This window comes from Exiguobacterium sp. s40 (assembly GCF_018617905.1).
GTDB classification, from domain to species: Bacteria; Bacillota; Bacilli; order Exiguobacteriales; family Exiguobacteriaceae; genus Exiguobacterium; species Exiguobacterium mexicanum_A.
This window is the reverse complement of sequence record NZ_JACSLC010000012.1, coordinates 42,413-64,980: the sequence shown is the minus strand read 5'-3', so window position 1 is coordinate 64,980 and position 22,568 is coordinate 42,413. Positions and strand designations below refer to the sequence as shown.

The following is a 22,568-nucleotide window of genomic DNA, read 5'->3' as shown; positions in this document are numbered from 1 at the left end:
AAACCTTCCTCATTCCTGAGGAAGGTTTTTTCAGTCCAATCGTTTTTCCATCCGGATATCCGGCCAAAATCGACCGTTCCAATAAGTGAACGCCTCGATGCGGGCAATTTCCGTGTAGCCGACCTTTCGATAAAGGTGATGAGCCGCTTCATTGAACCCAAACACACCGAGCTCGATGCGAGGCACATTTTGTGCACGCAGTCGTTCTTCTAACAGGGTGAGGGCCGTTGTACCGACACCTCTCCCGCGACCGGTCGGCTCTCCAATCACGAGTCCGAGCCAGGCGCTTCCGCGTTCGTTGTCGTACAGATGCGGGGCATCATAGATGATATTCACCTCACCGACGAGCACGTCATCTGCGTAGATGAGGAAGATATCATGGGTCCGGAGGCGGTCCGTCAAGTCTTCGACCGTCATGTGATGTTCGGCGGCGAGTTCTTCCTCCGAGCGGACGGGACGAATCAAATGGACGATTGTCGGGTCGTTGTTCCAACGATTGAACGTTGCGACGATGGCGTTCGACGCTTCCTGTAAAGGGACGAGCGAGATGGTCATCCTTTCCCCTCCTTTCCGTGACGTTCTTTCGCGTTTAAGGGGGAAAATCCTTGTTTCACTCGACCGGCTTCAAAACGTTCAAATGACTCGGGAGTACTTCAAACGTGAGCGGCAGCTGCCCACCCGTGTCGCCGTCGGCATTGACGGGAAGCGATTCTGGTGAGTCGACATGCACGCGTTTCGTCGTGAACGACGTGACGCTGTCCGTTTCTTTCAACTTGCCGGTGAAGAGGGCCGGTGCGAGTTGGACCGCGTCTTTGAAGCCGAGGTTTTCAAATAAATAGACATGAAGCAAGCCATCGTTCAACTCAGCGTCCGGTTCAAAGTTTTCAAACCCGCCGACCGAGTTCGTGAGGGCGATGACGACCAAATAGGCGTCTCCGTCGAACGTGTGCTCATCGGCTTGGACCGACAGCGCATACGGGCTATGTTCGCGGAACGCTTTGATGCCTTCGATCAAGTAGGCGAACGGGCCCCATTTCGTTTTCTCCTCGACACTGACCTCGTCGACGGCCTCGGCGATGAGCCCGATGGCGATGACGTTCATGAAATAGCCATTCTCATATTTGCCGATATCCATGGGTGTCGGTTGAGCTGTCTTGAGCGCCTCGATGGCATCTGCGGGATCGCTCGGGACGCCGAGCGCGCGGGCGAGGTCGTTGACGGTACCGAGCGGGATGATGCCGAAATCAGGACGATGGTCGGCTTCGGCGAGACCGGTGACGGCCTCGTTCAGTGTCCCGTCGCCACCCATCGCGATGACGGCTTTATATTGTTTCGATGCCGCTTCTTTTGCGAAATGGGTGGCATCGTCAGCTTTCTCCGTGAACCGGACATCGACGTTCCCGTAACGCTCACGTAAGACTTCCTCCGCTGCCGCGGCGTGTTCTTTCCCTAACTCTTTCCCAGACGATGGGTTGACGATTAACATGACTGTATCCATCAAAGCACATTCTCCTTTTCACACTCAGATATTGTCATCTATTCCCGTCATATGCCCAGACTAGTCATAAAAAAACAACACAGATGTGTTGTTCAGTAGTGCCGGAACGCTGACATATCGAGATGGCTCGCATCCGATTCGTCGACGGCGAGTTCAATCTTCAAATGCTCATGGAACGGTGAGTCAAACGCGCCCATGCAGGCGACCGGTTCATGGTCCGGGACGGGGGACTTGCGTTTCGTTTTGACGAACAAATAGTCCTCACGCGCCAACGTCAACAAAAAGCGCTCGACCGCATGGGGTTCGCGCGTGACGTTCGGCCATGGTAAGTGGTTGAACAATAAAAAGACCGCGCCTTCTTTTTCGAGCGCATAGTCTGGGGCGATCCCTTCCCGGTTCAACAACTCGATGACCGTACTCAAATAGGCTTGTTTAATCGTCAATGAAATCTCGTAATACTCACGCATACCGTCCACCCTTTCTAAAAATCGCAATAATTCCATTCTATACGTTTCAGACAGGGGCGACAATGAAGAAGTTTCTTGACGAAGCGTTTTTCCCACCGTATACTGCTCATGTCCTGCTATACTAAAGGTAAATGATGAACGAATTGAGGTGAAACCGACATGATTGAATCACTCGAATTGAAGGCGTGGATCGTTTTAGCGCGGACAATGGACGCGATCAGTGACCGTGTAAAGGACGATTTGAGACGCCACCAATTGAATTCAACAGAGTTCGGTGTTTTATCCGTATTGTATAAACGAGGGGATACCCCGCTCCAGCAAATCGGAGATCAAATTTTGATTACGAGCGGCAGTGTCACATACGTCATCGATAAGCTTGAAAAACGTGGCTTGATTGAACGTGTGGCTTGTCCATCTGACCGACGCGTCACGTATGCTTCGTTGACCGAAGAAGGCAAGCGCTTGATGGACGTCGTTTATCCCGAGCATATCGAAATCTTTAAAGACATTTATGGCCCACTCAGTGAAGAGGAGACGGAAATGTTGATCGACTTATTAAAACGAGTCGGTTATAACGCGGCAGGCAAATGACGCCTGCCTGTTTTTTTGACTCATTTATCTTGAAGTTAAAATAATTGACTGTGAGATATACAGATGATATAGTTCAAACTGTTGTTACAAATAGAGATTACTTTTATGGAGGAACCCATTATGAAAAAGGTATTATACGTATCTGCTAACCCGAAACCGACAGAATTGTCATACAGCAAACAAGTCGCTGAAACATTCATGACGACACTCACGAACGAGAATGCGTCACTCGAAGTTGAAGCGATTGAACTTTACGATGTCGATGTCCAAGAAATCGACGGCGACGTCCTCAGCGCATGGGGCAAATTCGCATCAGGCGAAGCACTCACAGACGTCGAAGCGGCTAAAGTCGCAACAATGAACGGTATGCTCGAGAAGTTCATGGAAGCTGACATGTATGTGTTCGCGACGCCAATGTGGAACTTCTTCTTCCCAGCACGCATGAAGATGTTCCTCGACAGCGTCTTGACGGCTGGTAAAACATTCCGTTACACAGAGCAGGGTCCAGTCGGTCTTCTCGAGAACAAACAAGCGATCCACATCCAAGGTACGGGTGGCATCTACACGGGTACGGACCTCAACTTCGCAGACGCTTACCTCCGTCAAGCGCTCGCATTTGTCGGCGTGACAGAAGTGACGACACTTCCAGTTGAAGGAATGAACCAACACCCAGACAAAATCGAAGAAATCGTTGCTGACGCAAAAGCGAAAGCCGAAGCACTTGCGAAAGAAGTCGCAGGCGCAGTCACAGTATAATGATCAAGGCGAGTCCAATCGGGCTCGTCTTTTTGTGTGCCATCAATTCGGGTATGATAAGACGGAAAGGGGAGAAACACATGGGAGAACAGTTATCAAATCGCCTGCTTGGGGATTGGAGCGACATCATCGCATCCGAGATGGCCGAGCCTTATTTTACTAACTTGAAAGCGTTCGTCGATGAAGCGTACGAGACATCGACCGTCTATCCGGAGCGAGAAGATATTTGGAACGCGTTCGTCTATACGAAGTTCAAGGACGTCAAATGTGTCATCCTCGGGCAAGATCCCTATCACGGACCGAACCAAGCGCATGGACTCAGTTTCTCGGTCCAAGACGGCGTCCGCCTTCCGCTGTCACTCCGTAATATCTTTAAAGAATTGCAGGACGATGTCGGCTGTCCGGTACCGACCAACGGCAATTTGGAGAAATGGGCCCGACAAGGCGTGCTATTGCTCAACACCGCCCTCACGGTCGAGGCAGGCAAGGCTGGGTCTCACCGCGGGAAGGGCTGGGAACAGTTCACCGACTCCATCATCGAGCGACTCGGGCAGCGTGAAGAGCCGATCGTGTTCGTCTTATGGGGGAACGACGCGAAGAAGAAACAGAAATGGATTGGCCCGCAACATGCCGTCTTGACGTCGGTCCATCCGAGCCCGCTCTCGTCCCATCGCGGCTTTTTCGGATCGAAGCCGTTCTCGCAAGTGAACGCGAAGTTGAGTGAGTGGGGACAACCTGAAATTGATTGGTGTTTGTGACAGTCTGCAGATGCGGACTGTTTTTTTGTTGACGACATTCAAACGGTCTGTTATCGTTACTACCAACAAGATACTTTAGTGCTTAAAAGCACATGCGCATAGAAGCATAACTGTATAACAGTATAAAAGCGGTGACCGAACCGAAGTAGAGACATCTTCCCTGGCCCAGAGAGCGTGTGGTGCTGTGAACACGCCCAAAAGATGAATCGAATTACAGTTCGCGAGCTCTCACTTGTTGAGCGGTCCCCCGTTATCGGAATAGAGTGACTAGACGTCCGTCTAGTAATCAGGGTGGTACCGCGGCATCGTCGTCCCTATCGAGTGAATCGATAGGGACTTTTTTACGTTCAGTCAATCAAAGGAGGAAACATCATGCTCACACAAATCATTCCACGCCATTTGGCCCCACATATTTCGCCACAGTTCTACGACGAGTACACGCCGACGGATCATGCTGTCTGGCGCTTCGTCTTGCGACTGAACTTGCACACGCTTGAAGGGAAGGCACACCCGTTCTACATCGAAGGGTTGAAAAAGACGGGCATGGGGCCAGAGCGTCTCCCTGACGTTGAAAAGATGACCGAAGAGATGCGAGCGGCCGGTTGGTCGACGGTCGCGGTCGATGGACTCATCCCAGGTGTCGCTTTCTTTGATTTCCAAGGCAACGGCATGTTGCCGGTCGCGACCGATATTCGTAAAGTCGAGAATATTTTGTACAGTCCGGCACCAGATATCATCCACGAGGCGGCTGGTCATGCACCGATGTTGATGGATCCGGAGTTCTCCCAAATCGTGAAGCGGTTCGGACAGCTTGGAGCGAAAGCGTTCATGAATCGTGAAGAACACGCCTCGTTTGCAGCACTGAAACGATTGACCGTCGTGAAGGAGAATGCGAACTCGACGGACGAGGAGATCGCGGCAGCCGAAGCGGCGGTTCATGCGGCCAAAGCCCAAGTAACCGGCTTCTCTGAAGCGCAACAAGTCGCCCGCATCTTTTGGTGGACGGTCGAGTTCGGTCTCATCGGTGAGGTGGACAACCCGCTCATCTACGGGGCAGGACTGTTATCATCGGTCGGGGAGAGCCGTCATTGTTTGACTGACGCCGTCACGAAACATCCGTTCAATTTAGAGCACGCACTCGAAACGAAACAGGACGTGACGAATATGCAACGCGAGTTGTTCGTCATCCCGGACTTTGAAGCGTTGAAGGACGCGCTAGACGAACTCGAGTCACGGATGGCGGTCAACCAAGGTGGAATCGCCTCGCTCGAGAAAGCGCTCGCGTCGGGCAGTCAATCGACTGTCCGGCTTGAAGACGGGACGGACCGTGTCGGTGTGATTCGTCACGTGACACGCTCCGGAGCCCATGCGCTCGTCCAGTGGGACGACTGTGTGAACGTCAATCACGGTCAATTGACGAACTTACAGAACCACGGCGTACTCGTTCTCGACGGACCGCTTCAAGACGTATTGGCGACGGCAGGGATTCGACTGGACGGACGCCTCGTCAGCGAGACGACGGAAGCGTTACAGTTCGAAGACGTCGTCGTCACCATCGAAGGACGACAGATTAAACTGGAGACACTCGAAGTGAGACAAGACACGCTCCCATCGATCTTCCCAGGCACCGAGATTGAAGAACTCGTCATCTTGGAGAAGCCGGTCCGCATCGAACGTGACGCCCGTGTTTGGACGAACGATGACCCGATGTTCAATCGAATTCGCAATATGCGGGAGCAAGGCGAGTCGATTGATGAGCTCGTGCCGACGATTCTTGCCGATCATCCCGATGCTTGGTTGCTCCACATCGAATGTTTGGAGCTCGTCGAGTCCGATGCGCTTCGACAGGCGTTGACGGAACGGTTGCACGCGTTACGTGAGACGTCACCGTCGCGGCATGAGTTGATTGGCCGCGCGCTCGCATTGCTCAACTGACAAAAATAATCCCCGCCCAATGATGGGCGGGGATTATTTGTTAACGCGTCGTTTCGCGCAAGAACGTGATTAAACGGCGATACGTGGCACTGGCGGCTGGTTTATCCATTTCGAAATGGTAGTCATGGCCGAGCGCATGTTCGTTTCGGTCATAAAAGACGCTCGTGACGTCCGCACGACCTGAGAGGATCGTCGCAAATTCTTTCGCTTGCGTTTCGAACGAACCGGTGTTGCCATCGGTGATAAACGTCGGGACGAACGTGGCCGGGATATTCACGAGCGGCGACGCTTCCGCGACGACCGGCAAGTCTTCCCAATTGTACGTTCCGAAGTAAGCCCAACCAATCCGTTTGAACAAGAAGCGGGTGACCGTCTTCGATGACTCGACGATGCTCCGTTTCAAATCGTACGGACCCGACATGAGAACCGTGCCGAGAATCGACGATTTCGGGACGATTTGCTTCACTTCGGCAGACGGTGCGTAGCCATCGTTCAATTGGATTCCGACGAATTGGGCCACAAGTTGGGCCCCGTTCGAATCGCCCGCAAAGAAGACACGGTCGAGATCGAGCCGGAAGCGGTCATTGTTTTCAGCGATATACGTGTATGCCTCTTCAAGTTGTTGGAGCGGGACGGGGTACGTGACGTCTGGAGCGAGCGCATAATTGACGCTGACGACGTTGTAGCCGTTGCTTGCGATCGACGTCGCATACTTGAAGACGTCGGCCTTATCGCCACCGACGAATGAACCGCCGTGCACCCAAAAGATGGTTGGGACGATTTGCTTCTCACCTTCGTAGCGAATCAAGTCGAACGTTCCGTTCTCGTAAGCCGAATGGTAGTCGATGTCTTTACGGACCGACGTTTTTTGTACGACTTCCTCGAACCCTTTAATGGCCACTTCGTTCCCGCCGGCAAATGAGGTTTTGACGAGGCGTGAGGTCGGTTTCGGGGACAAGAATACATAGGCGGCACCGGCGACAGCCGTGCCGACGAGTCCGAGTCCCGCCCGTTTCAATCCTTTATTCATCGTAATTCCTTCTTGAATTCAACCTGAGTTGTCCGTTTATCGATCGACGAGGACAGTTCCCATGAACGTTTCGATAACGTGCGCGATCCCGTCTTCATTGTTTGATTTCGTGATGAAGTCGGCTTTGCCTTTGACCGTTGTGTTGGCGTTGCCCATTGCGACCCCAAGCCCAGCCCATTCAATCATCGTCAAGTCGTTGTTCCCGTCTCCGCAAGCGATGACGTGGGCTTGCTCGATGCCGACGTGCTCGGCTAAGAAGGCGAGGCTCGTCCCTTTCGTCACACCCGCTTCCGTAAATTCGAGGAAGAACGGTTTCGAACGGGCGACGGCGAGTTTGCCTTCGAGTTCGACTTGCAGTTTCGTTTCAATCGGGGCAAGCGTGTCGCCGTCACCGAGCATGAGACACTTGACGACAGGCGTCGTGACCGCTTCTTTGAAGTCGGCGACATGGATGACCGGCATCCCTGTCAATTCACCTTCGATATCGGTATACGGGTTCGGTTGATCGGTTACGATTTCGTTACCGATATACGTATGAATCGCGATTTCTTCCCGGACACTGATATCATGGAGATGGGCGACCGTCTCTGGAAGCAATGTACTCGAGAAGATTTCTTCATTCGTCTCACAGTTGATGATTGAGGCACCGTTAAATGAGAGAATATAGCTACCGTATTTGGCGAGCTCGAGCTCTCGAGCTGCGTCCCACATCGCGTACGTCGGACGTCCGCTCGCGAGCACGACTTTATGTCCGCGTTCTTGTACATCCAGCAAGGCAGCTTTCGTCTTGGCGGAAATCGTGTGATCGCTCGTGAGGAGCGTATCGTCCATATCTAAAACAATCATCTTGTAACTCATAATGGTAAGGAGTCCTCCTTCAGAATCTAATGACTCCATCCTAATACGATTTGAGGTCAATTGACAACCTTGTCGCAAAAACGTAACTATTAAGAAGTAGTGAATTTCAGAAGAGGTGGAATGATGAATCGAATATTAGTAGCCGAAGATGAGCATGCGATTCGCAGCTTTATCATCGTTAATTTAAAGCGGGCCGGATTCGACGTCTTTGAGGCGACGAACGGACGCGAGGCGGTCACGGCATTTGATCGTGAACCGTTCGATGTCGTGTTATTGGATGTGATGATGCCAGAGATGGACGGTTTTGAGGCATGTGCGGCCATCCGTGATTTAGATGAGAATGTCGGCATTATCATGCTGACGGCGCGCACACTCGAAGAAGATAAAATCGAAGGACTCGGCCGAGGGGCGGACGACTACATCGCCAAGCCGTTCAGTCCCGGAGAACTCGTGGCGCGGATTCAAGCACTCCTCCGACGTGTCGAGAAAGTGAAACGAAAAGAGAAGAAGCGATTGAAGTCCGGACCGTTCGCCATCGACTTGGCAGCGAAGCAAGTGACGAAGTATGGGCAGTCGATTGATTTGACCCCGACCGAATACGATTTGATTTGTCACCTCGTCCAAAACGAGGAAGTCGTCTTATCACGTGATGCGCTGTTAGATGCCGTTTGGGGCATCAATTACTTCGGGGACAGAAAGACGGTCGACGTCAACATTCGTCGTCTCCGTCAAAAAATTGAAGATGATCCGAGCCACCCGGCTTATATCGAGACACTGTGGGGGCACGGGTACAAATGGCGGAGACATGACGGATGAAGCAACAGCTCGTCATTCGGATTATGCTCGTCATGACGTTCGTGCTCGTCTTGCTCGTGAGCGTCTTGTCGTACGGAACGTACCGCTACTACTATGAATATGAATCAGAGGCCTTACTTAGCCATGCGACGACGAGTGCCTATCTCTATCCCCAGGCGCAGGTCGGTTTTGAAACACCGAGCGCGTTCTCGGTTCTCGTCCGGACGTTCGGGTATCCAGGCACCGATTTGACGATTGTCGACCGGACCGGTCAAATCATTAAAACGACGGGACAGCGGGTGCAGCAGGCGGCCTTCACACCGGAACAACTGCAAGACCTCGCCCGCGGTGAGTCCATCGTCCAAGATTACGATGCGGAAGGGAACCACTATTTGTCCGTGACGAGTCCCATCATCACGGACGGCACGAGTGAATTCGCCATCAGCTTCACGCGGCCGCTCGCCGATCTCGATACGTTGATTCGCGAGATTTGGATGGCTGTCGTCATGATTGGCGTCTTGATTTGGCTGGTCGCGCTCTATGCCGTCATTCGGATTGCAGACCGCTTCGTCCGACCGATTCGAGACATCATTGAGACGGCTGATGAGATGGCGCAAGGTGATTTTGACGTCGAAGTCTATTCCAATGAAAAACATGAGCTCGGGGCACTGGCCCGGACGCTGACGTATTTAGGAGCGAAAGTGCAGCAGCATCAATCGACACGAAATGAATTTCTATCAAACGTGTCGCACGAGTTGCGGACGCCGCTCACTTCGATCAAAGGATGGACCGAGACGATTCGCGGCGGGGACGAGAAAGTGTCAGAGGAGACCGAGCTCGGTTTGAGCATCATCCATTCGGAGACGGAGCGGATGATTGGGCTCGTCGAGCAGTTGCTCGATTACACGAAAATTGAAGAGAGCCGGCTCGTTTTGTATCGGCAAGAACTCGACCTCGTATCGCTGTTACGGAAAGTGACGATTCAGTTGAAACAGTCGCTCGAGGATAAACAGATCACCCTCATCGAACGGTACCCCCAAAAATCGATTGGACTGTTTGATGAGAACCGGTTGAAACAAGTATTTTTAAACTTACTCGAGAACGCCATTCGCTTCTCACCCGAAGGTGGGACGTTGACCGTACGGTTCGTGCAATCGGAGCGGGTCGCGTTCATCTCGATTATTGACGAGGGGCCTGGTATCTCACGGGATCACCTGCAACGCATCACGGAAATGTTCTATCAGGCGCAAGTGACGAAAGGCAGCAGTGGTCTTGGTCTCGCGATTGCGAAGGAGTTGATCGAGGCGCACGAAGGAAAGCTCGTCATTGAAAGTGAGGTCGGTCATGGGACGACGGTGACTGTTTTGTTGCCGCTCGATCCGAGCGAACTGCATTAAAAGGGTTAAACCTTCCGAATTCAGGATACATGTAATTGTATGTAGAATGAGGGAGGTTTTTTTCGTGGCAACGAAATCATTGAAGCCATTGTCAGGTAGTCCGAACGCTGTCTCGACCGAAACAGAAATTGAGGCGCTACGCATGGAGCCGCTCCCATACGGGGAAGACCGCGCTGAGAGCATCGAGACAATGAAGATGGTGATGGGGCAACTGCCTCGGACCGAGCTCGTCAAGGAGACGGATGACACGCTCCATTATGTCGTCACGTCGAAAATGATGCGCTTTAAGGATGACGTTGAATTCCGATTCGACGATGAGACAAGACAGATTGAATTCCGCTCGGCATCACGACTCGGTCACTCTGACTTTGGGGTGAACCGGAAACGGATGCAGGATGTGAGTGAACGCTATCGGAGGTTGATGAGATGAAGGATTATCAGTTGATTGTGATTGGTGGAGGCGCGGCCGGGATGACGGTCGCGGCTGGTGCCGCAAACTTAGGCGCAAAGGTCGCCTTGGTCGAGAAGAAAAAACACCTTGGTGGAGACTGTCTTCACGTCGGGTGTGTCCCGTCGAAAGCGCTGATTGCCGCTTCGAAAGAAGCGAGTAGCATGATGCAGGCGGCGCGTGTGCTCGGAGCTGAGTTTGATGGCCGCGACCATTACCAGACGACGAAGGCGCGTGTCGATCGTGCCCGCGCCATTATCCAAGATCATGACGGAACGGAGCGTTTCGAAAAACTTGGTGTCGATGTGTATATCGGCGAGGCATCATTCCAAAGCCCGTACGAGCTTAAAGTCGGAGACGATTTGTTGATTGGGAAAAAGTTTGTCATCGCGACCGGATCGAAACCGACCGTACCGCCGATTGATGGATTGGACAGTGTGCCGTACTTAACGAACGAACAAGTTTTTGAAGAAGAAACGCTGCCAGAAAGTATCATCGTCATCGGCGCCGGCACGGTCGGGCTTGAACTTGCCCAATCGTTCGCTCGTCTTGGAAGCCAAGTGACCGTGCTTGAGGCACAGGACACGTTCTTACCGAAAGAAGATGAGTCTGTCAGCAAATTGCTCCGCTCCCAGCTCGAGATGGCGATGCGTCTGAAAATCGGGGTGAAAGTGAAGCAGATTGCGGAAGAGGACGGACGTATTCACGTCACGACTGAAGTCGATGGCGAGACCGTGACGTATGAGGCTGACAAACTGCTCATGGCGACGGGCCGTAAACCGAGAATTGATGAACTACGGCTCGACCGGGCGCATGTGAACGTGAAAGACGGGTACGTTGATGTCACTTCGACATACCGGACGTCCCAACCGCACATTTTCGCGATCGGTGACACGATCAAGACGTTACCGTTCACCCATGCGGCCGGAGAAGAAGGGAAAGCCGTCGTGGCGAACGCCTTGTTCGGACTATGGAACAAGGTCGACTACACGAAGATGCCGTGGATCACGTTCACGGACCCGGAAGTGTTCCACGTCGGCATGACCGAGGCCGAGGCACGTGAGCGTCACGGCGATGACGTCGAGATTTTTGAAGCGAAACTGTCTGAGGTCGATCGGTTCGTCGCCGACCGTCAAGAGACAGGATTCGTCAAAATCATCACCCGGAAGAACGGTAAGATTATCGGTGGGCACGCGGTCGGAATGACGGCCGGGGATTGGATGCAAATCGTCGTCTATGCAATGCAGCGGGGCGATAAGATCGGTAAACTGTCCCGGATGATCTATCCGTACCCATCGCGTAGCGAAGCGGTCAAGAAGGCGGCCGACTTGTACTGGCGGAAACGTTTGTTCAACAGTCCGCTCACTGAGCTCGCTCGTAAATATTTCGAATGGACCCGATAACGAAAAATCCCACTCTCGACAGAGTGGGATTTTTTTATGGTAAGACGATCGTTTCGAGCATCTTCGGTGAGCCTTCTGATAAATCGACGAGTGGTTTAATCAACACTTCGACGCGGCGGTTTTTCGAACGTCCGGCTTCCGTGTCGTTCGTCGCAATCGGTTTGTATTCCCCGTAGCTCGCAAGTGTGAACTGCCCAGGGTTCAAGGCGTCGTTCGTCAACAAGCCGCGCATGAAGGCGGTGGCTCGGGCTGAACTGAGTTCCCAGTTCGACGGGAAGCGGGCCGTGTTGATTGGGATGTTATCCGTATGACCCGATACGACGATTTCACGATTGCCGGCTTGTTCGAGAATACCGCTGATGGAGCGGGCGACTGCTCTAGCATCGCCATCGAGCGTCGCTTCACCCATGCTGAATAGAGCCCGGTCTTGGATCGTCAGGACGAGACCGCTCGAATTGATGGTCGCTTCGATCTCATCCTCGAGTCCATTCTTTTGAATGTATTGATTGACCTCTTCTTTCAACTCATCGAGCTTGGCGAGTTCGTACGTCCGTGGATTCGCCGTCGTGTCCGTTTTGTTCGTGCGGCTAATATCGCTGTTCGAGGCGGTCGAGGCTTGAAACACACTCGTCCCGCCTGAGAACACTTGATTAAAGGACTGGGACATCTTTTCTAGCTTCGTCTGGTCGACGTTACTCGAGGCGAACAAGACGATGAACAAAGCGAGCAGAAGCGTCAGGAGATCGGCATAAGGAATGAGCCAGCCTTCAGGGATATGTTCTTCATGATCATGCTTCTTTTTGCGCTTCATAGTTCGCTCGCTCCTTTGGAGACAAATACACGGCCAACTTATCTTCTAGCGTCTTTGGTGATTCTCCGCCTTGGATGGATAAAATTCCTTCAATCATCATCTCTTTGATGATGACCTCGCTCTTCGAATACTGCTTCAATTTATTGGCGAACGGGAACCAGAGGACGTATCCTGTGAAAATCCCGAACAACGTCGCGACGAACGCGGCTGAAATCGCGTGACCGAGCTTTTCGATATCAGACAAATCTTTTAGGGCCGCAATCAACCCGATAACGGCTCCGAGAACCCCGAGTGTCGGCGCATACGTGCCGGCTTGGGTAAAGATGTCCGAGTTCGCTTTATGGCGTTGCTCCATGTTCTCGATATCGCGTGACATGACCTCGGCGATATATTCGGACGGTTGGCCGTCGATGACCATCATCATCCCTTGTTTCAAGAACGGCTCTTCGACTTGTTCGAGCGCTGTCTCGAGCGACAAGAGTCCTTCTTTACGCGCTTGCGTCGACAAGTCGACGAACTGTGTCAACAGCCCGGATTTACTTGGCAACTCCTGCTTTTTGAAGAGAATGCCGAACAACTTCGGTACGTTTTGCAGTTGTTCTTTGGAGACGGCGATACTGACTGCGGCCGCTGTCCCGACAAAAATGATGACGAGAGCTGCCGGGTTGATGAGCGGGGCAATCCCGGCTCCTTTCAATACCATCCCTCCGACGAGGGTGAGGAACCCAAGTATGAGTCCTACTAACGTGACGACATCCATGTCTATGTTTTCCACCTTTCTAAAAAAAATCAGGAGACAAAAAAAGCGAGAGACTTAACTCGTCTCCCGCAAATGCGTTCCCGATGGTTAAGCGCCGTTTTCGTCAATCAGCATTTGGATGCTGATATTTCGTTCTTCACGCTCTATATCGGTTAACACGTCGTATTTTTTTAATAATGCGTACAATTGATTCACAACTTCTTGATCAAGTGACCAATGTAGCAGTTCTTCGAGCTGGAAATAAAGATGGGCGGGCATGCATTGTGACTGACGCTCCAACCTTCGCGAGACATCCGTTAGCGAATGATCTACCGTACTAGGGTCCACGGTTTCATTCAACCTCCTCAACATTCATAAAGTCTATCTCTCATATTACCAAAAAATCTGGCAAACAGTTAGCGATACATTTTTCTAGTTGGCAATTTTATAAGTGAGGAGTAGTATGAGCCTTAGAAAACTTGATTTGAAGGAGATAGCGAGATGCGACATCGATTGACCGTACGGGAATTGCGCATAAAACGAATTGAGGCGCTTTACCGGCTCGTGTTTGAAAAGCCGGCCCGTTTTATCGCGACGGGCTTTTTGCTCGCCATCTTTATTGGGGCGACATTACTCTATATGCCGTTCGCGCAGACACAACCCGTGTCTTGGATCGACTGTCTGTTTATCGCGACATCGGCCGGAACGGTGACTGGATTATCGACAATCGACATTGGAACATCGTTCAATACGTTCGGCGAGCTCGTCATCGTTGCGCTGATTCAAATCGGTGGTCTCGGCTTTATGACGGTCGCGCTTATGTTGCTCAGTGTGCTCGGGAAGAAAATCGGTTTAAAGCAGCGCATCTTGCTCCAAGAGTCACTCAACTTGTCGGGACCGGGCGGCACGGTGCGTCTCGTCCGCAACATCGTCTTTACGACACTCATCGTCCAGTTCATCGGCATGTTGTTTTTGACGGTCGAACTGTACAGCACCGGTGACTATCGTTTCGGTGAGGCGCTCTATTATGGGTTCTTCCATGCGGTGTCAGCGTTCAACAATGCCGGATTCGCCCTATGGCCGGACAATTTGATGCAGTTCGAGCAGAACACAGCTATCGTTATCACGATTGCCGCGCTCTTAATGATTGGGGGGCTCGGTTTTACGACCATCGCCGACGCGACCGAGGTGAAACGTTGGAAACGTCTCGCCCTCCATTCGAAAATCATGATTGCTTCACTCGTCATCGTCAACGGAATCGCCTGGTTCTCGCTCATGTTGTTCGAATGGGTGTCGAATGAAGGTGGGCTGTATGGCCGCCCGTTCGGTGAAGCGATGCACGTCACTTTCTTCCAAGCGGTGACGACGCGAACGGCAGGCTTTAACACAATCGACCTGACGACGATGGCGCCGATTTCGATTGGCGTCATGATCATTCTTATGTATATCGGGGCCGGCGCCGCCTCGACAGGGTCGGGGATTAAAGTGACAACGGTGGCTGTCATTCTGGCGGATATGTGGGCGTTCATCGTCGGGAAGAAAGAGACGGTCATCTTGGAGCGGACGATTGACGCGTTTCAAATTAAAAAGGCGTACGTCGTGGCCATCACGAGTTTCTTCTTTATCTTATTGATTACCGCACTGACCATCTTGACGAACGGTCATATTCCGGCGACGGCGCTCTTGTTTGAGACGGTCTCGGCGTTCGGGACGGTCGGATTGTCGCTCGGAGTCACAACAGAATTGAACGATGCGGGCAAAAGTCTCATCATGTTCATGATGTTGCTCGGACGTGTCGGCTCGTTGACCATCCTGTTCACGGTTGCGCGCCAGATGGATCGAAAGATTCGCTATCCAAAAGAGAAGTTGTTAATCGGATAACACACAAAAAGCCCTGGTCAGGGCTTTTTGTGTGTCTCATAATAGGCGACGACTTTCGGCAGATAATCCTTCAAATCCGGACAGACGATATCAGTACCGCTCAGTGCGCGGAGCGTCTGCGTCGTATCGAAATGGACTTGATGCTTGAAGTAGGCGAGCAGCTCGCGCGGAACCCCGTAACGTTCCGACAGATGCAGCGCCGAGAACCCGGTCTCCGCGACCGCATGCGGGATTGTCCCGCGTGGAGAGCGACCGAACATCTCTTCATGAATCATGCGGTACACTTCGCGGGCCCCGTGCGGGAACGGGTCGGTCAAATGGAACGTCCGTTTTAGACCGACCGGGGCGTGGGCGAGGTAAGCGGTCGCCTCGACGACATAATCGTACGGGACGAGGTTCACTTCGATATTCTGTCGTCCAATGTACGGCAGCGGGGCGGCTTGGCGGAGTTGGTCCATCAGCTTCAAGACGAAGTAGACCCCGTCAAACTTTTTCGTCTCGCCGGTCTCGCTATGGCCGATGACGATGCCGGGACGGATGATGGTCACCGGCATCGAACCGAGCTCCCGCGAGACGATGGCCTCGGCTTCATACTTCGTCGCCTCGTAATGATTTTTAAAGCGGACACGGTGCCATAACTCGTTCTCATAAACGGTGCCCTGACGGCGTCCGGACACATAGGCGGTGCTGAAGTAGACGTATCGTTTCAAGTGCGGGGCCCGTTTCGCGAGCGAGGTGATGTGTTTCGTCCCAAACAGATTGATGCGATACCCGACATCATAAGGGATGCTCAAGTCGTACGCAGCGGCCAAGTGAAACACGTAATTCACTTCACGTTCGATGACCGAGCGCATGATCGGGTCGAGCACGACTTCAGGCAGCGTGATATCGGCCTCGACGAGCACGAGTTGATCATCTCGTAACGATGTCGCTTCCAACAGCTCCTGTTTTAAAGCGAGTGCCCCGGAACGTTCGGTCGGGAGGTGGAGCGCGTAAATCGTTCCGATTTGATTCGGCAAGGTTGCGAGGTGCGTAATCATCTTTCCGGCTAAAAAGCCGGGGAAACCGGTGAAAGCGTAATGGTTCATATTGTCTCCTCCGCTAAGTCCAACGTGAACGTGAATGTCGAGCCGACGCCGACGCTCGACTCGACCTCGATACTACCGCCATGTGATTCGATGATTTCCTTACAAATTGACAGCCCAAGACCCGTCCCGCCAATTTGACGTGTGTCCGAGTTGTCGACGCGATAAAACTTTTTGAATAACTCTTCGAACGCATGCTCGGGAATCCCGATGCCGAAGTCTTGAATGGAGACGTGGGCTTGGTTACGTTCATGGCGGACCCGTACCTCGACTTCGTGGTGATGAGGCGAGTACTTGATTGCGTTCGAGAGCAGGTTGATGATGACTTGCTCGATGCGGTCTTTGTCGGCGATGAGGTGAAGCGATTCATCGGCGTCATCGAAATGAATCGAGTGATTGCTCGTCTCGCGGAAGCGTTCGACAACATCGCGGACGAGTTCGTTCAAGATGAAGTGGTCTTTTTTATACTCTTGATTGCCGTCTTCCATTCGTTGAATATCGAGAAAATCGTTCAACAGGTCGGTCAGTCGCTTCGCTTCCTTCGCCATCGTCTTTAAGTAGCGCTCACGCTTTTCGGGGTTCAAATCGCGAGTGAGCATCAATTCGATATATCCCGACAGTGACGACAGCGGGGTTCTCAGTTCGTGGGACACGGTGCTGACCAATTCGTTTTTGATTTGGTCCATCCGTTCTTCTTCGGTCCGGTTGCGAAAAACAAACAAGAACCCACTGTCCATTCCGATTTGGCGTTTCGTATCCATACCAGTCCCATACATCTCGTAATATTGCTCGTCCCGATCATTCGGTTGCGGAATCGAGAAGCGCATTGACACTTCTCGCGCCGATCCGTCGAGCAACAAATCGATTTTTCTCAACATCTCGGTGCGGTCACGCGCGCGGAATGTCGTCAGGAGCGGAATTCGCTCTTGCATCTTGTTCGGGGCGATACCCGGCAAATCGAGCAGACGACGGGCGTGCACGTTCATGAAAAGGACGCTGCCGTTCGATTCGGTCAAGACGAACGCTTCATTGGACGCCTGTAAAATCGATTGGATGATATCCCGTTGCCGGGCGATGGCGTTCTTCTCCCGCTCGAGCATGCGCTCGACTTTCTTTCGGTCGCTGATGTCGCGCATGACGGCGACACGAAGCGTCTGGCCTTGGAACGCCACTTCTTTCGGGTACACTTCCATCTCGAGGAACGTCCCGTCCTCACGACGGCCGATGACCTCATACGGTGTCTGGATATGATTGCGAATGCGGCGCAACACATCGGCCCGGTAGCCTTCGGCGATGAACTCGATCGTTTGACGGCCGACCATCTGTTCGGCCGGGATGCGAAAAATCGTTTCGGCCGCCTTGTTCGCGTCTAAGATCGTCCCGCCTTCATGGAATAGCACGGCTTCGATGACTGATTCGGCAAACATGCGATAGCGTTGTTCTTTATGAAGCAATTCGCCTTTCAAGGCGATCTCAGGACTGACATCGAACACGAAAAAGAAAAATCCGATGACGCATGCCTGCTCATAGACAGGGTGCATGAACAGTTTTCCGACGAAATGGGTCCGGTCTTTTCGTTGGAACTTCCATTCACGGTCGCCTCGGTCTAACGCCACACGCAGCATCTGTTCGAATGACAAGAGCCGCTCCGTCTCGTCTTGATAGTGGGTCCGCTTCTCGCTCAGTTCTCTTGACTCGAACAGACCAAACGGGGTCATTTCATAGAGTACTTCGTGCGGCGCATATCCGAACAGTTCGGTCGCCCCTTTATTGAAGCGATTGATCAACAGATTGGCATCGGTCATGATCATCGCCATATCAAGCTCAGTGTGCATCATGGCTTCGAACGCGTTATGTTGGACCGTCACCCGTGTATCGAGCGGAAGCGGCTCGATTGAGAGGATGTAGACGTCACCATTGGGGATGGCGTGAATCCGGATCGTCGGCATCTCATACGTCCAAGATAGTCCTTGCTCCATCCGTCGTGACAGCTCCATCGTGATCGGTGACTGGTTGACCATATGAAAGATGTTTGATCGCGTTTGTAAGTCTTCAGGGAATTGCTCTAAAAACGGACGGTTTGCTTGGACGATTGTCCCATCCGTCGTGATTAACGCTACACCGTACGGTAAGGCGTGTAGCAGTTCGCTTTGGAGATGTCCTCGGTTCTCCATTAACGATGATCCCTCCTTCTCTATATCAAACGGGTACATCTTCAATACATTCGACAGCTCCCCCTTTGTTTTCCTGCCTTCAAACGGTAAAGTGAAGATAAGAACACATAGAGAGGGCGATGGACGTGAAAGGAATGGGGCTCAGCTTAATGATTGCCCTCGGGTTATGGTGGTGGGATGCACCGATTTGGAGCATCATCGCTTGCGTGGCAGTCGGCCTGCTTTGGCTCATTTGGCGGATGCGTCTCTCGACGATCCACCGCATCGACCGGATGGACGGCCGAGAATTTGAACTATTTTTAGAGGAAGTGTTCACCGCGCTCGGGTACACCGTGACGGTGACCCCGGCGTCACGTGACTTCGGGGCGGATCTGCTCCTTGAAGCAGAAGATGGATGGTCGATCGCGGTCCAAGCGAAACGCTATGAAAAGGCGGTCGGACTCGAAGCCGTCCAGCAAGTCGCGGCGTCTGTTCCATACTATGGCGTGAACGAGGGCTGGGTCGTGACGAACTCATCGTATACCGATAGTGCGTACGAATTGGCGGAACCGAATCAAGTTCGTCTGATTGCAAGAATGGAGCTCGAACAGTTGCTAAAAGAGGCCGGTTTTAAGCGATAAAATCAGGCGTGTTCACAACTTTGACAGAATGGCGGATTGTGTCGAAGAAAAAGGGGTTGTCTTTTTCATCAATCGATGCAATAATCATCTTCGTCATATGAAATATGTAGTCGCTGAAACGAGAAAAGGCGGCTAGCAGTACCAATTTGGGGGTTTCATAGAAAGACCAACCAAACACACACAAATCCAAGGTTGGAACGTATTAGGAGGAAAAGCGGTGCGCAAATTAATTTATGTAAAAGGTTGTGTCTTTACGCAAGGCGAAGCAACCATTTATGACGAGACAAATGATGCGATCGGATCTGTTCACCGCGACGCGGAGGGCAGTGTTCAAGTGCACAACTTGTCAGGCCGTCAAATCGCTCACGGGAAGTACATCCCGAACTGTCAAAAGTGGGTCGTCATGAACCACGACGGGCAGGCGATTGGTCAGTTGAAGGACAAATTCTCGTTATTCGGGAAAAAGTGTGAGTACAACGTCTATGAACGCGGTCTCTATACGATTCAATACGATGTCGAGCGCTATAAGTTCAGCGTTCGAGACAAAGCAGGCAAGCTTGTGGCGGAACTCCGCAAACAAGAGGATGACTGCTTCTGCTTGACGAAAGAGGCCGACCAACTCTCGATGTTCGAGTTGTTGTCTGTCCTTAAAACGTTGACAGTAAAATCACGGATGCCCATCACGGTATCGGTGTGACCAATATGACGAACACCAGTCACGGCGACTGGTGTTTTTTTATGAAAAAAAGCTCCATTCGACGTGGTCAAATGAAGCGGTTCAAATAATGTTTGGCCTCGATCTCGAGGGTCGTCACGCGGTGCGCGTATAAACAGAGTTTAAGGACGTGCAAGATGTTCGGATGGGTATAGCCCATCTTCTCGATTGAACGCTTCGCACGGGTGTCGAGGAGCTCGATCGGGCTCGTCGATTTGGCGTACTCGGCGTAGAGACGATAAAAGTCGATCGGTGAGATGAGGTCGTCTTCATCACGGTCAGGGTTGTTGAAGATGAGCGCCAGGAGCGAACTCGTCTCTTCTAGCGAGAACAAGTGCTTCAAATCATCGAGTAAATAAATGATGGCCGCTTGTTGGAGCGAGTACTTTTTACCGACCCGGGGCACTCCGATGATTTTCCGGACCTCTCGTTTCGTCCAGTTTTGGATCGTGGTGGCGGATAAGTGTTCCCCCGTCAACGTGTTCGCCAAAGCAACGATTTGATTGATCGACAATCCGTTCTTTTCAATATGAAACAAATGAATTTTGCGAAGTTCTTTCGGGAAATGCTCACGCACGTCCTCTGGGAAGAGAGAGATGGCCCGGTCTACGTCGCCAACCCGCATATAATGAAGGCAATCAGCCAAAGTTTGAATCGAAATTGCGTCGCGCATACAGGCATCCTTTCTATAGCCACCTACGTCCGTTGGCTATACAGTCATTTGACCTCATTCTACCAAATGTTTGAAAAGGAAGCTAGGCTATCGCCTGATTAAGGTATAATGGAAACGTATAAAAAAATGTAGATAAAGGTGGTCCAACGATGAATGAATGGGTCAGTTCCATCCTGTCCATCGTCATTGTCCTGGTGTTTCTCGTCGGTCTTGAACAGATTGGCAAACGCCTCGGCTGGACGGATGAGACAATTCGAAAGAGTGTACATATCGCGGTCGGCCATTGGTCGCTGCTTGCAGTCTGGTTAATGGAGACTTGGTACGTCGCAGCCGTCCCGCTCGTCTTCTTCACGTTTGCGAACGCATTGCTTCTTTATAAGAGTCCGTCACCGGTCCACCAGACGGAGCGCAAATCACTCGGTACCGTCTATTATCCGATCGCCTTGCTCGTCATCCTGTACTTTTTCTTCGAATCGGAGCCGCTCGCTTTTTTGGGCGGATCGCTCGTTTTGGCGTGGGGAGATGGGTTGGCCGCTCTGATTGGACGTAAATATGGTACAGTGACGTACGACTTATACGGACAGAAACGCTCGTTTCAAGGGAGCATGGCCATGTTCCTCAGTTCGTACGCTGTCCTCTTTTTATTGTTTTTGTGGGATGATGTTCCACTTTGGCAAGTGGTAACATATGGATTCATCATTTCCATTATCGCTACGTTGACAGAAGCGATTTCGTATCGGGACTGGGATAATTTCACAATTCCTATCGTGGTGGCAGTAGCTACATCATTATTGCTATAAACTAATTGCTTCGTTGTAAAGAAAACGTTGCTTGTCACCCCTGTCAAAGATTTGTATACTGTGTTTCGTACTGAAATCATTCAGTGACGTGTTTGCCTCTCTCTTGACGAACCGAGGCATGCTTAAAATAGAACGTAAAGGATTGAGGCAACGCATGAGCTTTTTAGACCAACTACTTACTATCATTCCGGCCGATCGCGTCAACCAAGACGAACCACTGTCGGCACACACGTATACAAAATTAGGCGGGAAGGCCGATTATTTCGTGGCCCCGCACACGTACGAGGAAGTACAAGCCGTGCTTGAACTTGCTCATCGCGAGAGCGTCCCGTTCATGATTCTCGGGTTTGGATCAAACTTAATTGTCCGTGACGGCGGCCTTCGCGGAATCGTCTTGAACTTGAACGAGTTGAAAACGATTCGTCGCGATGGGAATCAATTGATCGCTCAAGCCGGCGCGGCCATCATCGATGTGTCACGCCAAGCGCTCACCGAGGAACTATCAGGCTTAGAATTCGCCTGTGGCATCCCGGGGACGGTCGGTGGCGCGGTCTACATGAACGCAGGCGCCTACGGTGGAGAGACGAAAGACGTCATCGCGAGCGCGGTCGTCTTGTCACCAGAAGGCGAACTCATGACGCTCACGAAAGAAGAGCTCGACCTCGATTATCGGACGAGCCGAGTTTCTAAAGACGGGCTGATTGTCCTCGAAGCGACGTTCGAACTCGAGCCGCTCGGCTATGAGGCGATCAAAGAAGTGATGGATGACTTGACGCACAAGCGCGAGTCGAAACAACCGCTTGAATACCCATCGTGTGGTAGCGTCTTTAAACGACCGCCTGGTTATTTTGCCGGTAAATTGATTCAAGACTGCGGCCTGCAAGGGAAGCGGATTGGCGGGGCGGAGGTCTCGCTCAAGCACGCCGGATTCATCGTCAATATCGATGAAGCGACGGCGACTGAATATATCTCGCTCATCCGTCACGTCCAAGCGACGGTGAAGGCGAAGTTCGAGATTGAGCTTGAACCAGAAGTCAAAATCATTGGTGAGGATATCGCCGTCGAAAACGCATAAGCACGAAAACGCTCGAACCAACCGGTTCGAGCGTTTTTTGATGATGTGACGACATAAAA

General features: G+C 52.0%; 24 protein-coding genes and 1 other annotated feature. Of the genes, 13 read left to right on the top strand and 11 right to left on the bottom strand.

Translation table 11 applies throughout. The features are described 5' to 3' along the window. Window positions 1–30: 30 nt before the first annotated feature. From KNP02_RS11185 to KNP02_RS11175, 3 genes are all read right to left on the bottom strand, one after another. Complete coding sequence (locus KNP02_RS11185; RefSeq protein WP_034780771.1) at window positions 31–555, bottom strand: GNAT family N-acetyltransferase; 525 nt, start codon at window positions 553–555, stop codon at window positions 31–33. A gap of 55 nt (window positions 556–610) precedes the next feature. Next, window positions 611–1,498 carry a diacylglycerol/lipid kinase family protein gene (locus tag KNP02_RS11180; protein WP_034780782.1) on the bottom strand — a complete coding sequence of 296 codons (888 nt, stop codon included), beginning with the start codon at window positions 1,496–1,498 and terminating at the stop codon, window positions 611–613. Between the two features lie 92 nt (window positions 1,499–1,590). Continuing rightward, window positions 1,591–1,965 (bottom strand): hypothetical protein, encoded by a 375-nt coding sequence (locus tag KNP02_RS11175; protein WP_034780785.1) that lies wholly within the window; start codon window positions 1,963–1,965, stop codon window positions 1,591–1,593. 159 nt (window positions 1,966–2,124) lie between these two features. On the opposite strand from KNP02_RS11175, the gene KNP02_RS11170 reads away from it, so the two are divergent. The 4 genes from KNP02_RS11170 (at window position 2,125) to KNP02_RS11155 (ending at window position 6,005) form a co-directional block, all read left to right on the top strand. Then, entirely contained in the window at window positions 2,125–2,556 is a 432-nt protein-coding gene (locus tag KNP02_RS11170) for a MarR family winged helix-turn-helix transcriptional regulator (protein ID WP_131434715.1), read from the top strand. Between the two features lie 120 nt (window positions 2,557–2,676). Further along, on the top strand, window positions 2,677–3,312 hold the full coding sequence (locus KNP02_RS11165; RefSeq protein ID WP_214709272.1) for an FMN-dependent NADH-azoreductase: 636 nt from the start codon (window positions 2,677–2,679) through the stop codon (window positions 3,310–3,312). Window positions 3,313–3,392: 80 nt separating this feature from the next. Further along, complete coding sequence (locus KNP02_RS11160) at window positions 3,393–4,070, top strand: uracil-DNA glycosylase (protein ID WP_214709274.1); 678 nt, start codon at window positions 3,393–3,395, stop codon at window positions 4,068–4,070. Window positions 4,071–4,192: 122 nt separating this feature from the next. Further along, window positions 4,193–4,389, top strand: a binding site (T-box leader). Window positions 4,390–4,442: 53 nt separating this feature from the next. Then, window positions 4,443–6,005, top strand: a complete 1,563-nt coding sequence (locus KNP02_RS11155; RefSeq protein WP_214709277.1) for an aromatic amino acid hydroxylase — start codon at window positions 4,443–4,445, stop codon at window positions 6,003–6,005. A 40-nt stretch (window positions 6,006–6,045) separates the two neighbouring features. Here the strand turns inward: KNP02_RS11155 and KNP02_RS11150 are convergent, their stop codons facing one another. Both KNP02_RS11150 and KNP02_RS11145 read right to left on the bottom strand, forming a co-directional pair. Further along, on the bottom strand, window positions 6,046–7,035 hold the full coding sequence (locus KNP02_RS11150; RefSeq protein WP_214709279.1) for an alpha/beta hydrolase: 990 nt from the start codon (window positions 7,033–7,035) through the stop codon (window positions 6,046–6,048). 36 nt (window positions 7,036–7,071) lie between these two features. Then, window positions 7,072–7,893 carry a Cof-type HAD-IIB family hydrolase gene (locus tag KNP02_RS11145; protein WP_021068121.1) on the bottom strand — a complete coding sequence of 274 codons (822 nt, stop codon included), beginning with the start codon at window positions 7,891–7,893 and terminating at the stop codon, window positions 7,072–7,074. 123 nt (window positions 7,894–8,016) lie between these two features. Between KNP02_RS11145 and KNP02_RS11140 the strand changes: the two genes are divergently transcribed. From KNP02_RS11140 to KNP02_RS11125, 4 genes are all read left to right on the top strand, one after another. Then, window positions 8,017–8,709 (top strand): response regulator transcription factor, encoded by a 693-nt coding sequence (locus tag KNP02_RS11140; protein ID WP_034780802.1) that lies wholly within the window; start codon window positions 8,017–8,019, stop codon window positions 8,707–8,709. Next, window positions 8,706–10,085: a sensor histidine kinase gene (locus KNP02_RS11135; RefSeq protein WP_214709281.1), complete on the top strand. Its 1,380-nt coding sequence runs from the start codon at window positions 8,706–8,708 to the stop codon at window positions 10,083–10,085. Before KNP02_RS11140 ends, KNP02_RS11135 begins: the two co-directional genes overlap by 4 nt. Window positions 10,086–10,149: 64 nt before the next feature. Then, the gene (locus KNP02_RS11130) at window positions 10,150–10,515 is read left to right on the top strand and encodes a DUF1499 domain-containing protein (protein WP_200881509.1); all 366 of its coding nucleotides are present in this window, start codon (window positions 10,150–10,152) and stop codon (window positions 10,513–10,515) included. Then, window positions 10,512–11,936 carry a dihydrolipoyl dehydrogenase family protein gene (locus tag KNP02_RS11125; RefSeq protein ID WP_034780806.1) on the top strand — a complete coding sequence of 475 codons (1,425 nt, stop codon included), beginning with the start codon at window positions 10,512–10,514 and terminating at the stop codon, window positions 11,934–11,936. Before KNP02_RS11130 ends, KNP02_RS11125 begins: the two co-directional genes overlap by 4 nt. Window positions 11,937–11,970: 34 nt before the next feature. Here the strand turns inward: KNP02_RS11125 and KNP02_RS11120 are convergent, their stop codons facing one another. The 3 genes from KNP02_RS11120 to KNP02_RS11110 form a co-directional block, all read right to left on the bottom strand. Next, a complete protein-coding gene (locus tag KNP02_RS11120; protein WP_214709294.1) occupies window positions 11,971–12,747 on the bottom strand; it encodes a flagellar motor protein MotB in 777 nt (258 codons plus the stop codon). Beyond that, complete coding sequence (motA, locus tag KNP02_RS11115; RefSeq protein WP_214709297.1) at window positions 12,725–13,507, bottom strand: flagellar motor stator protein MotA; 783 nt, start codon at window positions 13,505–13,507, stop codon at window positions 12,725–12,727. The genes KNP02_RS11120 and motA overlap by 23 nt, the downstream gene beginning before the upstream one ends. 87 nt (window positions 13,508–13,594) lie before the next feature. Beyond that, on the bottom strand, window positions 13,595–13,846 hold the full coding sequence (locus KNP02_RS11110) for a hypothetical protein (RefSeq protein WP_233005246.1): 252 nt from the start codon (window positions 13,844–13,846) through the stop codon (window positions 13,595–13,597). Window positions 13,847–13,987: 141 nt separating this feature from the next. Here KNP02_RS11110 and KNP02_RS11105 point away from each other — a divergent pair, with 141 nt between their 5' ends. After that, window positions 13,988–15,367, top strand: coding sequence for a TrkH family potassium uptake protein (locus KNP02_RS11105; RefSeq protein WP_214709298.1), 1,380 nt, complete (start codon window positions 13,988–13,990; stop codon window positions 15,365–15,367). Window positions 15,368–15,384: 17 nt separating this feature from the next. Here the strand turns inward: KNP02_RS11105 and KNP02_RS11100 are convergent, their stop codons facing one another. Both KNP02_RS11100 and KNP02_RS11095 read right to left on the bottom strand, forming a co-directional pair. After that, a complete protein-coding gene (locus KNP02_RS11100) occupies window positions 15,385–16,455 on the bottom strand; it encodes an SDR family oxidoreductase (protein WP_214709300.1) in 1,071 nt (356 codons plus the stop codon). Continuing rightward, window positions 16,452–18,626: a PAS domain-containing sensor histidine kinase gene (locus KNP02_RS11095; protein ID WP_214709301.1), complete on the bottom strand. Its 2,175-nt coding sequence runs from the start codon at window positions 18,624–18,626 to the stop codon at window positions 16,452–16,454. Before KNP02_RS11095 ends, KNP02_RS11100 begins: the two co-directional genes overlap by 4 nt. Before the next feature lie 134 nt (window positions 18,627–18,760). Here KNP02_RS11095 and KNP02_RS11090 point away from each other — a divergent pair, with 134 nt between their 5' ends. Together KNP02_RS11090 and KNP02_RS11085 are read left to right on the top strand one after the other, a co-directional pair. Further along, window positions 18,761–19,246 (top strand): restriction endonuclease, encoded by a 486-nt coding sequence (locus KNP02_RS11090; RefSeq protein WP_235420246.1) that lies wholly within the window; start codon window positions 18,761–18,763, stop codon window positions 19,244–19,246. A 217-nt stretch (window positions 19,247–19,463) separates the two neighbouring features. Beyond that, the gene (locus KNP02_RS11085) at window positions 19,464–19,943 is read left to right on the top strand and encodes an LURP-one-related family protein (RefSeq protein ID WP_214709303.1); all 480 of its coding nucleotides are present in this window, start codon (window positions 19,464–19,466) and stop codon (window positions 19,941–19,943) included. Window positions 19,944–20,010: 67 nt separating this feature from the next. Here KNP02_RS11085 and KNP02_RS11080 read toward each other — a convergent pair whose 3' ends face one another. Next, the gene (locus KNP02_RS11080) at window positions 20,011–20,634 is read right to left on the bottom strand and encodes a DUF1836 domain-containing protein (RefSeq protein ID WP_034780815.1); all 624 of its coding nucleotides are present in this window, start codon (window positions 20,632–20,634) and stop codon (window positions 20,011–20,013) included. Window positions 20,635–20,783: 149 nt separating this feature from the next. Between KNP02_RS11080 and KNP02_RS11075 the strand changes: the two genes are divergently transcribed. Together KNP02_RS11075 and murB are read left to right on the top strand one after the other, a co-directional pair. Further along, window positions 20,784–21,434, top strand: coding sequence for a diacylglycerol/polyprenol kinase family protein (locus KNP02_RS11075; RefSeq protein WP_214709304.1), 651 nt, complete (start codon window positions 20,784–20,786; stop codon window positions 21,432–21,434). A gap of 154 nt (window positions 21,435–21,588) precedes the next feature. Next, window positions 21,589–22,509: a UDP-N-acetylmuramate dehydrogenase gene (murB, locus tag KNP02_RS11070; protein WP_034780819.1), complete on the top strand. Its 921-nt coding sequence runs from the start codon at window positions 21,589–21,591 to the stop codon at window positions 22,507–22,509. Window positions 22,510–22,568: the final 59 nt, after the last annotated feature.

Bases quoted from the DNA above. Each gene is read 5' to 3' on its own strand.
- KNP02_RS11185 (WP_034780771.1), bottom strand. From the start codon at position 555: ATGACCATCTCGCTCGTCCCTTTACAGGAAGCGTCGAACGCCATCGTC.
- KNP02_RS11180 (WP_034780782.1), bottom strand. From the start codon at position 1,498: ATGGATACAGTCATGTTAATCGTCAACCCATCGTCTGGGAAAGAGTTA.
- KNP02_RS11175 (WP_034780785.1), bottom strand. From the start codon at position 1,965: ATGCGTGAGTATTACGAGATTTCATTGACGATTAAACAAGCCTATTTG.
- KNP02_RS11170 (WP_131434715.1), top strand. From the start codon at position 2,125: ATGATTGAATCACTCGAATTGAAGGCGTGGATCGTTTTAGCGCGGACA.
- KNP02_RS11165 (WP_214709272.1), top strand. From the start codon at position 2,677: ATGAAAAAGGTATTATACGTATCTGCTAACCCGAAACCGACAGAATTG.
- KNP02_RS11160 (WP_214709274.1), top strand. From the start codon at position 3,393: ATGGGAGAACAGTTATCAAATCGCCTGCTTGGGGATTGGAGCGACATC.
- KNP02_RS11155 (WP_214709277.1), top strand. From the start codon at position 4,443: ATGCTCACACAAATCATTCCACGCCATTTGGCCCCACATATTTCGCCA.
- KNP02_RS11150 (WP_214709279.1), bottom strand. From the start codon at position 7,035: ATGAATAAAGGATTGAAACGGGCGGGACTCGGACTCGTCGGCACGGCT.
- KNP02_RS11145 (WP_021068121.1), bottom strand. From the start codon at position 7,893: ATGAGTTACAAGATGATTGTTTTAGATATGGACGATACGCTCCTCACG.
- KNP02_RS11140 (WP_034780802.1), top strand. From the start codon at position 8,017: ATGAATCGAATATTAGTAGCCGAAGATGAGCATGCGATTCGCAGCTTT.
- KNP02_RS11135 (WP_214709281.1), top strand. From the start codon at position 8,706: ATGAAGCAACAGCTCGTCATTCGGATTATGCTCGTCATGACGTTCGTG.
- KNP02_RS11125 (WP_034780806.1), top strand. From the start codon at position 10,512: ATGAAGGATTATCAGTTGATTGTGATTGGTGGAGGCGCGGCCGGGATG.
- KNP02_RS11120 (WP_214709294.1), bottom strand. From the start codon at position 12,747: ATGAAGCGCAAAAAGAAGCATGATCATGAAGAACATATCCCTGAAGGC.
- motA (WP_214709297.1), bottom strand. From the start codon at position 13,507: ATGGATGTCGTCACGTTAGTAGGACTCATACTTGGGTTCCTCACCCTC.
- KNP02_RS11105 (WP_214709298.1), top strand. From the start codon at position 13,988: ATGCGACATCGATTGACCGTACGGGAATTGCGCATAAAACGAATTGAG.
- KNP02_RS11100 (WP_214709300.1), bottom strand. From the start codon at position 16,455: ATGAACCATTACGCTTTCACCGGTTTCCCCGGCTTTTTAGCCGGAAAG.
- KNP02_RS11095 (WP_214709301.1), bottom strand. From the start codon at position 18,626: ATGGAGAACCGAGGACATCTCCAAAGCGAACTGCTACACGCCTTACCG.
- KNP02_RS11090 (WP_235420246.1), top strand. From the start codon at position 18,761: ATGGGGCTCAGCTTAATGATTGCCCTCGGGTTATGGTGGTGGGATGCA.
- KNP02_RS11080 (WP_034780815.1), bottom strand. From the start codon at position 20,634: ATGCGCGACGCAATTTCGATTCAAACTTTGGCTGATTGCCTTCATTAT.
- KNP02_RS11075 (WP_214709304.1), top strand. From the start codon at position 20,784: ATGAATGAATGGGTCAGTTCCATCCTGTCCATCGTCATTGTCCTGGTG.
- murB (WP_034780819.1), top strand. From the start codon at position 21,589: ATGAGCTTTTTAGACCAACTACTTACTATCATTCCGGCCGATCGCGTC.